Raw genomic sequence first — 15,745 nt, forward strand, 5'->3', positions numbered from 1 at the left:
GATGAAGCAATCTCAGGAGTTTGTTATTGTTGCATGAGATTATCACGCCCTCTATGGTTGCTCGCAATGACGATCTCTTTACTTAGTAATGCTCTTACTTCTTTTCCCCATATTTGGTAGTAGAATACTCAAAATGTAGAGCTTTGCCGTCAAATACTCTACTATAAGCATGATGAAGACTGCTTGCCGCTTCAGCAAAACCCGTAAGGATCAGCTTAAGCTTACCGACATAATGAGCAATATCGCCAATGGCATAAATACCTTCTATATTAGTTTGATAATAGGAAGGGTCTACTTCAATATGGTGAAGCTTAACATTTAAACCCCAATTTGCTAAGCTACCTAAATCTTGTTTTAAACCAAAAAAAGGTAGTAATATATTGGCATCCAATTTGCGAGTATTATTTTGAAAATCTTTAACTATAACCGATTGAAGTTCACTATTATTGCCATCTAAAGCATTTAATTGATAACCGGTTACTAACTCGATTTTATCGGTTTCTGCAATATGCCTTAATTGCCTTACGCTTTCAGGAGCTGCCGTAAATTTATCCCGCCTATGTACTAAATATATTTTATTTGCGATATCTGAAAGAGAAATAGCCCAATCAACAGCCGAATCCCCGCCGCCTGCTATAACTATATTTTTACCCGCAAATTTGCTTTTATCATTGATGAAATAAAAAACCGACTTACTTTCAAAATCTTCAATATTCGCAAGGGGCGGTTTGTTTGGACCAAATGAACCTGCTCCTGCTGCAATAATAATAACTTTGCTTTTAATAAGAGTGTTTTTTGAGGTTTTAATTTCAAAAAAATCATCTTGTTTATTTAGCTCTATAGCTTGCTGATTTAAATGATATATAGGGTTAAAAGGAGCTGCTTGAAGTTCTAACTGTTTTATTAGCTCTTCTGCTACAATTTTAGGATATGCCGGTATATCGCAAATAGGCTTTTCAGGATATAGGGTAATACACTGACCGCCGACAACTTCTTGTGCATCAATAACATGACATTTCATGCCAAGCATTCCTGCTTGGAAAACTGCAAATAATCCAACCGGACCGGCACCTATTATTACAACATCAGTATTATACATACTTTTTATATTTAAATTTTAAAAAGGATTTTATTGGATATTGAGGAAATAATCAATGGTTATGTGAGTATATTTATAGAAATCCAACACTTTCGCAGGGGGATTTTTAAAAACTGTCGGATATTATACTAGACGAGATATATTTAAAGGTTGTGCTACTTCCTTATCTCTTTTGGTAATTATAATCGATTCTTTATCTGTTTGTAATTTTTCTATTATTGCAAGGTAATGAGATTTAAATTGACTGATTGCTATTTTAATAGTCATTTAATAACCTGCAAAAAATAAAAGTATTATTATACTATAATAGTCAAATAAAGTGGTCAATTATATTTCTATTTATAGCTAATTTGGGTTATATTCATAATATTTTAATGTAAAAAATAAAATTTAAAACCAAAATAAATTCTGTGGGGCAAATATCATCAATTCATATTTAAATATAACCATTTCTTAAACTAGCCTTGTAAAAGCGTTAAACTTTGTAAAAGCTTAATAATTAATTATTTTTATAATAAATTATGCAAATTAAGATTCTACGAAATATTATCGGTTTTATTATCTTAACTATAAGTACGGGCAATAGTTTTGCCTCCTCCACTAATGCTTTTTTCCTTGTTAGTGCGACGATTTTGCCGTCTTGTATAGTTACGGCTACTCCTTTAGCTTTCGGTACATATGTTCCAACTGTCGATGCTCTGCAAACAAATACAATTATAATAAAGTGTACTTTAGGTACTAATTATACTGTTTCATTAAATGCCGGTACTGCACCTGCTGCTACAACTAGTATCCGTAAAATGACTGGTCTTGTTAACACTACTAGTTATTTACCTTATAATCTTTACTCCAATGCAGGGAGAATGCAGAATTGGGGGAATCAATCAAGTGACTGGGTAATGGGCACAGGACTAGATCAAACACTCACAATATACGGCAAAATACCTCAAGGAGCTTCCGATACTTATAATGATACAATTACAGTAACCGTGGCATATTGATATTATGAAAAAATATTTTTTAAGATTTCTACCTATCCTATCTATATTATTGACTTTTAATTCTTTTGCCAGTGTCACGATCGCACCTGTCAATATAAGAGATAAACAAAGCTAATAGAATAGCAACTATGACGGAATAATGATTATGCGCCTAAAAAGTTGCAATTAATTCTTTTAAAGCGTACATATAAAAATGGTATAGAAGAATATAAAGAAACTAAAGATTTAGTGGCCACTCCGGTAACATTTATCTTACATGATGGTAAAATACAATTGATACGGGTAGCTTTAAAAAACACACAGAATTATTCTACTAAAGCAAAAGACTATAGAATTTTTATAAAAGAATTACATCGTAGAGTGAAATTAGAGAATAGTGTTGCCCCCACCATAGATCTTGTTGTCCAGCATAGTATACCTATATATAATGCTAAAGCTCATATGGGGGATTTGATATAACCAATATTCCGGTTATCACCGGTAGAGGTAATTTAATAGTTAAAACGCAAGATATAACCGGTAAAGTCCTTATTACGTATCACCGAGTTTATTACGTCCCGGGCTTTCACATTTCTCTTACGAAGCAGGTTTTCAAAGACAAGATTTTACTATATATAGCAATGCTTATAAATATTTAGTTCTAAATACTGATTATATGTTTGGTATGAATGATTATTTAACAAGCGGCGGACATTTTGAATTTTTAAAAAATAATGGAGCAGTAGGGGGGTAACTAATAATTTAAAAATCGGGAATTTTGGCATTATAGATATTTCAACTGCAAATAATATCAAAAATTTCGGTCGCTCTCAAAGCATTAATCGCGGATATACTTATGAATCGGAATATTTTGATATTAATAGTATAGTAATTATCAGGACGTATATCACTATCCCGATAAAATTTTCTCAAGTTTAAATTATCAGATTTCATAGCTGCGGTAATACCGATTTTGGTAATATAAGTGTTAATTTTTTGTCTTTTGTCGTAAATAACACAATACAAAAAGGTAAACGCTCAAATATATATTATCATCAACTTATCAAAGAAATATTACTAAAAAAGGTTTCTTAAGTTTTACTATAGGTACCGATTGAAACAGTCAACATAAAAATAATTTTGCCTATATACCATTTAACTTAAATTTAGATTCCAATAAAAGCATTTCATTGACCGATTTACAGCAGAATAAATATCATACGAAGTAACTTGGTGTTTCCTTACCAATTACTTCAAATATGGGATGGGGATATAATGCTAACCTGATCAAGGCTAAAGCTACAAATTACAATGTACAAGTTAACCGTAACGGTAAAAATAATGATATTGGAATTTATCTGCAGAAAAATGATACCGAAATAATGAAACAGTTTAATATCAAAGGAGGAATTTTCTCTATTGATAAAAGCTATTATGCGACAAGACCGATTAACGGAGGTCTTGCTTTGATTAAAGTAAATAGTTTAAAGAATATCGGAGTTTATAATAATCTATTAGCGGGTGATACCGATGATAAAGATAAAATGCTTGTACCTAACTTAACACCATATGTTCCTTCCAAAATAAGACTATACGATGAAAATCTACCTCTTAATACAGAGTTTGCAGAAATTGCTTTGAAATTTGCTCCAAAAACAAAATCAGCGATATTATTAGACTTTAATATTAAAATAATCAAAAGCATTGAAATGACAGTATTTGATAGTAATAAACATTTGATTCCATTTGATAGATAGTACGTGAGTATTGAAGGTTTAGATGAAGAAATATTTGTAGGCTATGACGGTAAGATATATATTAATGATATTAAAGATCTTGAAGTATTAAATGGTTCTATTTGTGATGAGAATGAGGAGAATAATAAATGCTGTCATTTTAGTGTACCGGTTAATAGAGATATAAATGACCCTGTAATTGATTTAGGCGAAGCAATATGCAAATGAAGACCTTATTGTTACTCCTGTGTGGAATAAAAAACGCTCCGTTATCATGCCGTGGTCATAGCCACGGTATGACAAATTCTTTTTAAGCAATGTCAAGAAATCAATAATAATATTATTAATCAACATGATTATATCAGGAAATGCTATGGCGTTACTTGCAACATGTAATCCGTCAGTTCTAACCGTAAATTTCGGTAGTTTTAATATAGTGCTTTATTACCCTACTTGTTAGCTATACCGTAACTTTTAGTACGAGAGCTGCTAATATTTATAACCCAAGAAATATGATTAATGTGGTACGTAAGCTGAATTATAATTTGTATAAAGATGCCGGTTTTACTCAAATCCTCGGTAACGATACTAGTAGTACTGTAACATTTACCGATAGCTATACACTAGGTCTTGAACCGGTCACAAAAAACTATACCGTATATGCACACCTGCCGTCACAGCCTCTTGCTACTGCCGGCACGTTTCAAGACACTATTACCGTAATCCAGCCATAGCTATATAATAAAAAATCTTTAAAATCAAAATCTAGTATTAGTAATCACAAGTGATTTGTGTCAAGTCAAAAATCTCAAAAAAAAATAAATATTTATATTGAATAAATTATTATTCTCGTGTCTACTTAGGTGAAGATTCTATACACTGAATATGGTGTCATTTTTTCAAAATAAGCATTATAAATAATGCCTACAACCCCATTAGTACCTATAATGAACACGCTTAAAAAAAATAAATTTCAAATAACTATAAACAACAACCATAACAATTTACTTACTCCTTTCGGTAAAGCTATTCTGCACGATCGATATCTTATGAAAGGTGAGGATTTTCAAGATTTATTCGCAAGAGTTTCTAGTTATTATGCCGAAAATAAACAGCATGCTCAGAAGTTATATGAATATATGAGTAAAATGTGGTTTATGCCAGCAACACCAATCTTAAGTAACGGCGGAACGGATAGAGGGCTTCCTATTTCATGCTTCTTGAATGAAACTGATGATAGCTTAGATGATATAGTAAATTTATGGACAGAAAATGTTTGGCTTGCTGCACGCGGTGGCGGGATTGGCAGTTATTGGGGTAATGTTCGTGCTATTAATGAAGGGATTCGTGATAAAGGTCATTCATCCGGTATTATACCGTTTATTAAAGTAATGGATTCTATGACTCTTGCTATTTCGCAAGGTTCTATTAGACGAGGTTCATCGGCTGTATATTTGCCTATTAATCACCCTGAGATTGAAGAATTTATCGATATAAGACGTCCGACAGGTGGGGATGTTAACCGTAAAGCTCTTAATATTCATCACGGTATAGCTATAACTGATGAATTTATGAAAGCAGTTGAAAACGATACGGATTTTGACCTTGTTAGTCCTGCTACCAAAAAAGTCGTAAATAAAGTTAGAGCAAGAGATTTATGGGTTAAGTTATTAACTACTAGAATAGAAACAGGTGAGCCTTACTTGTTATTTATCGATAGTGTTAATAAATCTATCCCTGAACATCATAAAAAATTAGGGCTTCAAGTTAAAATGTCTAATCTTTGTAGCGAAATTACATTGCCGACGGGAATTGACCATCTAGGAAAGCCAAGAACTGCTGTTTGCTGCCTTTCCTCTTTAAATTTAGAATATTACGAAGAATGGAAAGATGATAAAGAATTTATCCATTCTATTATGTTGTTCCTTGATAATGTTTTAGAAGACTTTATTAATAAAGCACCGGATACTATGGCAAGAGCTAAATATTCGGCTTTACGTGAGCGAAGCGTTGGACTTGGTGTAATGGGTTTCCACTCATTTTTGCAAATGAAAAAAGTACCGATAGAATCGGTTATGGCAAAAGTTTGGAATAAAAAAATATTTGAATATATATCTGCTGAAACTGATAAAGCCTCAATAGAAATCGGTAAAGAAAAAGGAGCATGTCCTGATGCTCTAGATGCAGGAAGTAATGAACGATTTAGCAATAAAACCGCAATAGCACCTACCGCCTCAATTTCGGTAATAGCAGGTAATGCCTCACCCGGAATAGAGCCATTTGCCGCTAATAGCTTCGTACAAAAGACTTTAACCGGTTCTTTTAACGTGCGTAATAAACATTTAGAAAAGTTATTAGAGGAGAAAGGATTTAATAATGATCAAGTTTGGTCTTCGATTGCAACACATGAAGGATCAGTACAACATTTAACATTTTTATCCGAAGAAGAAAAACAGGTTTTCAAAACCGCTTACGAAATTGATCAGAATTGGCTAATTGAACTGGCAAGCGATCGTACTCCTTACATTACGCAAGCACAATCTTTAAACATCTTTTTACGGGGGAATGTTAGTAAGAAATATTTAAATAATATTCATTTTAAAGCCTGGACACAAGGAGTAAAAAGTTTATATTACTGTAGATCGACATCAATACAGCGAGCCGATAAGGTCTCGCATGACGTATTAAAGGCCGATTTTAAAGATTTAGAAGAACAAAACGATAAGTTAGCAGAAGTCGGTAACTACGAAGAATGCTTAGCTTGTCAGTAAGTATAATATAACTATGCAAAGATATTTAGACCCAACAAATGATGTAGCATTTAAAAAATTGACGGATAAAACAAGGTGACTAAGCTTTCTCAATAATATTATGAGGTTACCTAAAGAGTTAAGGATTATCAACCTTGAATATATTCCAAACGCACAAGCGCCGGATTTAGGGCAGAATAAAAGGAGTATAGTAGACGTAAAAGTTAGAGATAACTCCGGCAATATTTATATTGTTGAGATGCAAAACGGCTATGCCGATGCTTTTTGAGCAAGAGTACAATTTTACAGTTGTATAGCATTTTCTTCGCAATTAAAAAGAGGGAAAGAATATGTTGATCTAGCTCCTATAGTAATGGTAGTGATTATTTCTGGATTTCAGGCATTGCCCGAGGAAAAAGAATATATTAGCTATCATCACACTATTAATGTCGGCAACGGTAAGCATCAACTTAAATGCTTGTCTTACGTATTTGTTGAATTAGACAAATTTACCAAAGAAGCAGATGAGTTAGAAAGCTTAGAAGATCATTGGTTATATATGATGGCTAAATTCGATAGAACAAAAGAACCCCCGCAACATATAAAAGATGGAAACAGTATTATCAGTTTATAAAACTATTGAATAATTTAACTGAAGCGAAGCAGAATATGATCATTATATTAAAGCGATGCTTGCTACTCAAACGGAAGAGTTAAATCAAAAAAGTAAATATAATGAGGGGGAAGCTGAGGGTATTGAAATAGTAAAAGAAATGTTAGCGGATAATGAGCCGATAGAGAAAATAATTAAATATACTAAGCTTTCAAAAGAAGAAATAGAAAAATTAAAAGAAGAAAAATTATGTCACTACTTGATGCAAGTCCAATTTATAAACCGTTTTCATATCCATGGGCATATGAAGCTTGGCACACTCAACAAAAAATTCATTGGCTACCGGAAGAAGTACCGCTTGCCGATGATGTTAAAGATTGGAAATATAACTTAACTCCAGGGGAAAAACATCTATTAACGCAAATATTTCGTTTTTTTACACAGGCAGATATTGAAGTGAATAATTGCTATATGAAGCATTATTCACGAGTATTTAAACCGACTGAAATATTAATGATGTTATCGGCATTTTCTAATATGGAAACGATACATATCGCGGCATATTCACATTTACTTGATACTGTAGGTATGCCGGAAGTAGAATATTCAGCATTTCTTAAATATAAGGAAATGAAAGACAAGTATGATTATATGCAGCAATTCGGAGTGGCTGCCAAAGAAGATATAGCAACTACACTCGCAGTATTTGGAGCTTTTACTGAAGGATTACAGCTATTTGCTTCTTTTGCGATCATGCTTAATTTCCCTCGTTTTAATAAAATGAAAGGTATGGGACAGATTATTGCTTGGTCAGTGCGTGATGAAACACTTCATACTAACTCAATTATTACTCTGTTTAAGACTTTTGTAAGAGAAAACCCTGAAGTTTGGACAGAAACTTTACGTAAACGTATTTATGAAGCTTGTACGACTATTGTGCATTTTGAAGATGCCTTTATTGAACTTGCTTTTGAAGTTGGCGGTATTGAGGGATTAACGGCATATGAAGTAAGACAATATATTCGTTATATTGCCGACCGTCGTTTAATGCAGCTAGGACTCAAAGATGTATATTTGGTAAATCATAACCCTCTTCCTTGGCTTGATGAAATGCTAAACGGAGTCGAACATACGAACTTTTTTGAAAATAGAGCAACTGAATATTCAAAAGCCGCGACTACCGGTTCATGGGAAGAAGTATTCACTGAGATGGACGCCAAAAGCAGAGGCTAAATAATATACTCAGATAGCATTTGAAAAATTGGCATCCATGTCTTTGTAAGCCCTCGGATGCTGAACATGAATAACAAAAAATGAAAAATACCTGATCTTTATTTTTAAAAATTTTTTAAATAGATTTAGAATATTTAAAAATTTCGAGTAATTTTATGGCTATAATAAATAATAAAAACTATCAAAAAGTTGTAGAAAAAGTTTTATCTTCTTCTAAAGCTAATAAACTACTAAAGAGTGCAATTAAGGACTTATCATCTTCAAAGAGTATAAGCTTAAGAACGATGTTACTCGGAGCAAGATTTATTTTAACTAATCCTGTAAATACTTATAATCTTATTAAGCTTGCTAAGTCTTCTAAGATATATCTTAATCCGGAATTTCAAAAATCACTTCTTAAAAAATCTCCAATATGGGAATTTTTAAAAAAACATTCGGATGATTTGCCTAAAATAGGTCAAATCTTAGCAAATGCGGGCTTTAGAGAATTTCAAGATAAGAGTGTTTTAGATAAAAAGGGACTCAAAATACTAAAAGAATGTTTTAAAAATGAACAAGTACTTAAAAGACTTCAAGAAATTGCAGTTGAAGTAAAGCAAGAGCAACCGGACTGGAATAAAGTGACTTCTAGAACTTTAGATATGCTGGTTACCGATAAAAACTTCCAAAAATTCTTTAACGAAAAGAGTGAAGATATTACGAAATACATACGTACAGGAGCAACTCAAATACTTCCAAACGATTATATAAAAACTTTTGATGATATATTACAAAAACCCGAAAAGAAAAATTTATTAAAAATATTTAATGAATATCCTGATTTTAAGCAAGAACTGGCTAAAAATATAAACAATCCTAATACTCTAAAAAGATTTAATAAGTTATCTCCTGAAAAACAAATAATTATTGAAAATTTCTTAGAAGAAGCAAAAGAACAAGCTAAACCTTTCTTAAAAGAATATTTTGAAACCTACAAAATTGATCTTAATATTTTAGATATTATTCCTACTTTATTAAATAAAATGCCTGAGATAAAAGAGATTTTTGATACTCTTAACGATCCAAATCAAGGTGTAATGATATCTCTTGAGAAATCCTTAGAAATGGTAGCTGGTGATGATAAATTAAAAAGTTTTTTTGCTAATAATAAAACAATCATACCAAATATTGCTTTAGGTATTATTGAAAATACTCCTAGCGTACAAAGCATAACAAAAGAATATAATTTTGATAAACAAATACTTAGTATTGTAGGCGAAGTTATGTCAAAACCGGACATTGCGCATGAGATTATTGCAGACTTAAATAAAAGCGATTATATGAGTTTAACCAGTAATATAATCTCCGCCCTTAATGATCCTGCATTTAAATTAAAAGATATATTAGTAGAGCAAAGTAAAGAAGGTCTATTTGATAATTTAATTACAGGCGTTTTGGAACAAGATGCAAAAAATAGCCAAACTATAAAACAACAACTTATAAAGTATGGTCTGGATGCGAGTGATATTACAAAGCTAACGAGCATAATGCCTATATTACTTGATAAATCTGAATCATTAAAAAAGGTTTTTCGAGATTTTATTAAAGGTGATTATATGGGGATGGCAAAAGAGTTAATAGCTTTAACTAAAGACAAGCCTGAAATTAAAAAATATTTAAACAATAATAGAGAAATATTTGCAAGTATTTTAGATAAAACTTTAGTGGAAATACCAGGTATAAATAACCTTGATAAAAAAGCATTATATAATGTACTGCCATCAATGTTAAACCATCCTAATGAATTAGTTAAAGTTATAGAAGAGGTTGAAAAAAGTAATTATCGTGGGGCTGCTAGTGCTATATATAATCTAGCTCAAAAAACAAATTATTTGGAAGGGCAATTGCCGAATATTATAAAAGCAGGTTTTAGCTATGCTACTGAAAAAGTAAAAGATGTATTTAGTCCACCACAAGATTTTAAAAATAAAACTATAGATGAAATTACTCTTAGAAATAATTTACATAAAATACAAAATGGAAAATTCAGCTTAGAGGGAGCTATATTAGTAGGTAATTTATCTAATATCGACTTCTCAGGTGTATCATTTAAAAATGCAGATTTAACTAAAGTAACTTCTTTAAAAGATTGTAATTTTAAAAATATTAATTTAGCAGAGGCTAAATTACCTGATAATTTAATGCTACTTACTGATACTTACAATCTTGATAAGGCTATCCCTCCTTTAGGACCTCAATTAATTAAAGAACAACAAACAAAATTAATTGATAAGGCAATTGATAAAGTATTTTTACAAATACAAGCTGAAGGGAAAAGAAATGTACTTAGTAAAAAAAATTTTGTTCAACAAGTAGAAAGATTATATGAAGAAAATCAAACGATTAAAGACTATATTATAGAAAAACTAAATTCACTACCTATGAATATGGTTACTAACCTAGCTACTCCTAAAACAAATCAATATAAACATATTACAAATCATGTAAATTCTCCATTACAAATATTGAACCCTTTATATGAAAATATTGCAAATAAACAAAATATTAAGAGTAATTTATTGGCAAATATTTTAAGCGAGAAAATATCACAAAAACTTTTTGATAAAGGTGATAATAGAGGTGAAGATTTTTACATGATGAATCAGATGCTAAAACTTATCGTTTCTGAATATTCTAAAGAAAATCCTGATAATATAAATAATTTTTTAGAGCCAAAAAATCTAGAAAAGTTAGCAAGTAATATTGCCTCTACTTTAAAGTCTAAATCTAAATATACTGGGATAGGCGCTATTACCGGTGGAATTTATTTACCAAAAGAAATCTTCAATGAACAGTTAAAAGATAACTTTAAAAATGAGTTTGAAAATATTAATAAATTAAATGTTTTAAAAGAAGCAAAAAATATAGTTGCAAATTTAGATAGTAAAGTGCATCTAATAGTAGATAATCACGATCAATCACATACTTACGCATCATTACCTACAAAAAGTAAACAAATACACAGACAACTCCATAAATCTTAGATCAAATTGATTTAATTACCATATTATGTAATATAAATTTGATACTCTGAATGCCAACCAAGGAGTAATGGTGACTTCTTGAGAAATCTTTAGAAATGGTAGCGGGTGACAATAAATTAAAAAGTTTTTTGCTGATAATAAAACAGTCTTACCAGATATTGCCTCAGCTATTATTGAAAATACTCCGAATATACAAAGCATGCCGAAAGAATATAATTTCGATAAACAAATGCTTAGTATAAGTAGGTGAAGTTATGTCAAAACCGAAAATTGCACATGCTATTATTACAGATATAAATAAAGGCGATGATATGATCGTAACAAGCCGTGTAATTCCTGCTTTTACGAACCTTCATTTAAGTTACAATATATTAGTAGAGCAAAGTAAAGAGAGTTTATTCGATAATTTAATTAAAGACATTAAAACAGCAGCTTGAAAATTATAGACTAGAAACAAAAGATACTACAAAACTTACGAATGTAATGTCTATATTACTTGATAATCTTGAATCATTAAAAAAGGTTTTTGATGGATTTGTTAAAGGTGATTATACGGGAATAGCTAAAGAATTGGTAATGTTAACTAAAGATAATCCCGAGATCAAAAAATATTTAAACGATAATAAGGAAATATTTACAGATATTTTAGATAAAACTTTAAAAGATGTACCCGGTATAAATAAGCTTGATACGCAAGATAGTATACCAACACCTATGCTCAACCAACCGGATAAACTGATTTACATCTTAGAAAATATTGAAAATAAAAAATATATTAATGTTGCTACTAGTATAGGTAGTTTAGTTTGGAAAGAAGGGCAAGCACTGAATATTATTAAACAAATACTAAATGTTGTTAAAGCGGGGGGGTTGGTTATTTTAATCAAAAATCTGATAAGAAACCAGAATTTAAAGTTCCGGCTGATATATTAAAAGAAGCACAAAGTATTGTCTCAAATTTAAATAGTAAGATTAATATTGTAGAACCTAAGACAAATACACTTTCCATTACTCCTATTTCCAATAATAAAAAGAAAGAAGAAATACGTAGATAAGCTATATAGTTTTAAAAGGGTTTTTTAAAGTTTGAGTAAATTCTTCTTGGTTAGCATATTCCAATGTGATTTTATCTTGTATCTGATTTTTAAACCAAGTAACTTGTCTTTTAGCATACTGACGGGTTCGTATTTGAGCTGCATTTAAAGCCTCATCTAAAGTGAGATTGCCGTTTAAATAAGCTAAAATTTCTTTTATCCCTACAGCTTTCAAATTCGTATAATCTTTAGGAGCAAATTGCTTTTTTATTAAAGCTATTTCGTCAATTGCCCCTTCTTTAAATATCTTATCTAAACGCTCATCACATGTTTTATATAAAAATTTTCGCTCAGGATTTAAGAAAATAATTTTGAAATTAAAATCAGATAAGATTTGTTCTTTTGGCAAAGTTTGAAAAGAAAAAAGAGATTTACCGGTTTGCATGAATACTTCATAAGCTCTAATTAAACGCTGAGTATCATTTTGGTTTATTTTAGAAGCAGCAAGCGGGTCAAGCTTCTCTAATTTATCCCATAATTCTATATTGCCTATTTTAACATGCAAGTTTCTTACCTGTTCTCGTAAATCTTCTGATATATCAGGAATATTATTATAGCCAAAAACTAAAGAATTGATATATAAACCCGTTCCACCTATTAATATAGGTAGCTTACCCCTGTCGGTTATTTCTTTTATTTTTTCTGTCGCAAGTTTTAGATATTTTATTACCGAGAAATCTTCTGTCATTGATAAGAAGTTATATAAGTGATACAAGATTTCAGTTTTGTAGCTTTTCGGAGGGGAGGCGGTAATAATAGGAATTTCCTTATAAACCTGCATTGAGTCGATATTAATGATTTCGCCGTTATAAACTTTAGCCAGTTCATGCCCTAAATAAGACTTCCCACTAGCAGTCGGCCCGCATAATATAATTATACTCTTCTGCTTTGAAGAATTGTTTCTGCAAAACTTCGGATCATCTATTAAATATAGGCTGTGCGTACTCGCTCCTCGTTTTACATTCCCATTCTCCAAATCATTTGAGTATATTTCTTTCTTTGTCACTGGTTTAACTAATAATCAATACGAACTTGTATCGTTATTGCGAGCCAGCATTTATGCTGGCGTGGCAATCTCAGGAGTTTTTTTTATATTATCTTATGAGATTGCCGCGTCGTTGCTAACGCAACTCCTCGCAATGACAGAAAAACTTATCCATGTAACAACAACGCCTCGCAGGAATGACCTCATACCCTTAAACGGTTTCATCAGTATTAATAGTATTTCCTAAAGTCTCAGTATTAGCATTACCATCTGCTGGTCCACTAAATAAGCCTGCATCACTGTAGTCAATGGCTAGACTATTTAAACCGTTAGACGCAGCTACGTCACTGTTAAGTTTAAAAATGAGAGAATTATCAGTAGGCTCAAGGTCTTTATGTTTTATTACTAATGGTGCCTCAATGTTAATATTTAATGTATTTGTACCTATTGGCATTATTGTAATTAATGTAGTATCAATATAATGAGTGATTGAATTTTTAACATATTATTTTTCTTTATATTAATTTAATGTAAGAAAAATATATAAAATAATATTTTAGAAAGCAATAATGTTTTAATAATTAATTAATAACCCGTATTTTGCAAGATATTTATTAATTATAGTGATTATTTCCTCTAAACCATTCTTACTATCTGATTCAGCCCTTACAACTATAATAGATTCGGTATTAGAGCTACGCAAGAGCCACCAACCATGCGCAGTATTTACCCGTACACCGTCTATATCATTAAACTCTATTTTCTCTTCTAATGATTTTTCTTTAATCTCTTTAATAATTTGTAATTTTAACTCTGAAGGAACAAAAATTTTAATTTCTGGTGTACTATAGCTTTTCGGTACATCCTCTATTATCTCATCTAGAGTTTTACTTGATCTACTAAGTAAATCTAAAAATCTAAGAGCTGCATAAATTGCATCGTCAAAACCAAAATATTTATCGGCAAAGAATATATGCCCGCTCATTTCGCCAGCGAGTAAAGCCTTTGTCTCAAGCATTTTGCTTTTAATAAAAGGATGACCTGTTCGCCATATTATAGGATGTCCTCCATATGATTTTATTTTAGCGACTATAAATTGGCTGACTTTTACATCAACTATTATAGTTGCGTTTGGATTTTCCTTTAAAATATCCTCAGCAAAAATACATAAAATTTGATCACCGAATAATATTTTACCGCTTGAGCTTATAATGCCGATTCTATCACCGTCACCGTCAAAAGCTATACCAAGGTCACAATTTTGTTCTCTAACCACTTTTATTAGCTCCTGCAAATTAGCAGGATTTGTAGGATCAGGATGATGGTTTGGAAAATTCCCGTCAATCTTACTATGTATGATTATATTCTTGTTTAAGAGATGCTTTTTAAGTTCTTCAACAATATCGCCGGTTGCTCCATTGCCGCAATCCCAAGCTATTTTTAATTTTGGATGAATGTTTATTCCATCTAAAATACGTTTTAGGTATTTAGATTGTATATTATGGATTCCTACTTTCGCAGGAATGACATAAGGGTATGCCGGTGTGGTATTGGAGTAGTTATCCAAAATCTTAGTCAATAACTCCTGTATCTGATCACCGAAAAAAGGTTTACCGTTTTGTAGTATTTTAAAGCCGTTATCGTCACGAGGATTGTGTGACCCTGTAACCATAATACTACCGGCGGGTGTAAAGTGTTTATCGGCAAAATATAAAACCGGTGTTGGAACTACGCCAATATTTATGATGTCAGCCCCTGCATTAGTTAATCCTAGTTCTAAAGCTTTACAAAGGGTAGGGGAGCTAAGCCGACCGTCTAAACCGACACAGATTTTATTGTTATCTTTCGTTATAGTCATCTTGGCAAAACCAAAGCCGATTTTATAAGCTACTTCTTCCGTTAAATCTTTAAGGCTATTGCCTCTTATATCATAAGCCCTAAAAATTTCTTTGTTAATTTGCATAGAAAACTGTTTTGAATATTATTACATGGCTCTTATGTCATTCCTACAAACCTACAAAAGAGCCTTATTGCATGGCTTGGAAAACCTGCTCGATGTCATTCCCGCGTAGGCGGGGATCCAAAAAAATAACTTCAATATTTATATAGAAGCTACATAGTGTGATAAAATAAACCTATAAAAAACAAGTTTTTATAGGTTTTACTGGATTCCCGCCTACGCGGGAATGACATAAAACAATCCATACAACAACACCTGCAAATTGCTCGCAA

Annotated in this window: 12 protein-coding genes and 3 pseudogenes; 10 read left to right on the plus strand and 5 right to left on the minus strand. The window is 31.5% G+C overall.

Features of this window, described 5'->3' with window-relative positions; genetic code table 11:
* Positions 1–94: 94 nt before the first annotated feature.
* Both ACPKKV_RS04650 and ACPKKV_RS04655 read right to left on the minus strand, forming a co-directional pair.
* Positions 95–1,099 (minus strand): NAD(P)/FAD-dependent oxidoreductase, encoded by a 1,005-nt coding sequence (locus ACPKKV_RS04650; protein ID WP_392506483.1) that lies wholly within the window; start codon positions 1,097–1,099, stop codon positions 95–97.
* 123 nt (positions 1,100–1,222) lie between these two features.
* Entirely contained in the window at positions 1,223–1,366 is a 144-nt protein-coding gene (locus ACPKKV_RS04655; RefSeq protein ID WP_392506484.1) for a type II toxin-antitoxin system Phd/YefM family antitoxin, read from the minus strand.
* A 254-nt stretch (positions 1,367–1,620) separates the two neighbouring features.
* Here ACPKKV_RS04655 and ACPKKV_RS04660 point away from each other — a divergent pair, with 254 nt between their 5' ends.
* The 10 genes and pseudogenes from ACPKKV_RS04660 to ACPKKV_RS04705 form a co-directional block, all read left to right on the plus strand.
* Positions 1,621–2,100: a Csu type fimbrial protein gene (locus tag ACPKKV_RS04660; protein ID WP_392506485.1), complete on the plus strand. Its 480-nt coding sequence runs from the start codon at positions 1,621–1,623 to the stop codon at positions 2,098–2,100.
* Between the two features lie 159 nt (positions 2,101–2,259).
* Positions 2,260–2,559, plus strand: a complete 300-nt coding sequence (locus ACPKKV_RS04665; protein WP_392506486.1) for a molecular chaperone — start codon at positions 2,260–2,262, stop codon at positions 2,557–2,559.
* A 779-nt stretch (positions 2,560–3,338) separates the two neighbouring features.
* Positions 3,339–3,836 carry a fimbria/pilus outer membrane usher protein gene (locus ACPKKV_RS04670; protein ID WP_392506487.1) on the plus strand — a complete coding sequence of 166 codons (498 nt, stop codon included), beginning with the start codon at positions 3,339–3,341 and terminating at the stop codon, positions 3,834–3,836.
* A gap of 3 nt (positions 3,837–3,839) precedes the next feature.
* Positions 3,840–4,043 (plus strand): hypothetical protein, encoded by a 204-nt coding sequence (locus ACPKKV_RS04675; protein WP_392506488.1) that lies wholly within the window; start codon positions 3,840–3,842, stop codon positions 4,041–4,043.
* Between the two features lie 124 nt (positions 4,044–4,167).
* A pseudogene (locus ACPKKV_RS04680) lies at positions 4,168–4,546 on the plus strand (spore coat protein U domain-containing protein); the annotation flags it as partial.
* A gap of 216 nt (positions 4,547–4,762) precedes the next feature.
* Positions 4,763–6,586: a ribonucleoside-diphosphate reductase subunit alpha gene (locus tag ACPKKV_RS04685; RefSeq protein ID WP_392506489.1), complete on the plus strand. Its 1,824-nt coding sequence runs from the start codon at positions 4,763–4,765 to the stop codon at positions 6,584–6,586.
* A 100-nt stretch (positions 6,587–6,686) separates the two neighbouring features.
* Positions 6,687–7,199: pseudogene (locus ACPKKV_RS04690) on the plus strand (Rpn family recombination-promoting nuclease/putative transposase).
* Positions 7,200–7,427: 228 nt separating this feature from the next.
* Positions 7,428–8,411 (plus strand): ribonucleotide-diphosphate reductase subunit beta, encoded by a 984-nt coding sequence (locus ACPKKV_RS04695; protein WP_392506490.1) that lies wholly within the window; start codon positions 7,428–7,430, stop codon positions 8,409–8,411.
* A gap of 155 nt (positions 8,412–8,566) precedes the next feature.
* Entirely contained in the window at positions 8,567–11,434 is a 2,868-nt protein-coding gene (locus ACPKKV_RS04700; protein WP_392506491.1) for a pentapeptide repeat-containing protein, read from the plus strand.
* A gap of 37 nt (positions 11,435–11,471) precedes the next feature.
* Positions 11,472–12,274: pseudogene (locus tag ACPKKV_RS04705) on the plus strand (pentapeptide repeat-containing protein); the annotation flags it as partial.
* A 216-nt stretch (positions 12,275–12,490) separates the two neighbouring features.
* Here ACPKKV_RS04705 and miaA read toward each other — a convergent pair.
* The 3 genes from miaA to ACPKKV_RS04720 all read right to left on the minus strand — a co-directional run bounded on the left by miaA (position 12,491) and on the right by ACPKKV_RS04720 (position 15,476).
* Positions 12,491–13,534: a tRNA (adenosine(37)-N6)-dimethylallyltransferase MiaA gene (miaA, locus tag ACPKKV_RS04710; protein WP_392506493.1), complete on the minus strand. Its 1,044-nt coding sequence runs from the start codon at positions 13,532–13,534 to the stop codon at positions 12,491–12,493.
* 190 nt (positions 13,535–13,724) lie between these two features.
* Entirely contained in the window at positions 13,725–13,967 is a 243-nt protein-coding gene (locus ACPKKV_RS04715) for a hypothetical protein (protein ID WP_392506494.1), read from the minus strand.
* 120 nt (positions 13,968–14,087) lie between these two features.
* Entirely contained in the window at positions 14,088–15,476 is a 1,389-nt protein-coding gene (locus ACPKKV_RS04720; RefSeq protein ID WP_392506495.1) for a phosphomannomutase/phosphoglucomutase, read from the minus strand.
* Positions 15,477–15,745 lie beyond the last annotated feature (269 nt).

It is taken from the genome of Rickettsia finnyi (assembly GCF_049668125.1).
In the GTDB taxonomy this organism is placed as follows: Bacteria; Pseudomonadota; Alphaproteobacteria; order Rickettsiales; family Rickettsiaceae; genus Rickettsia; species Rickettsia kotlanii.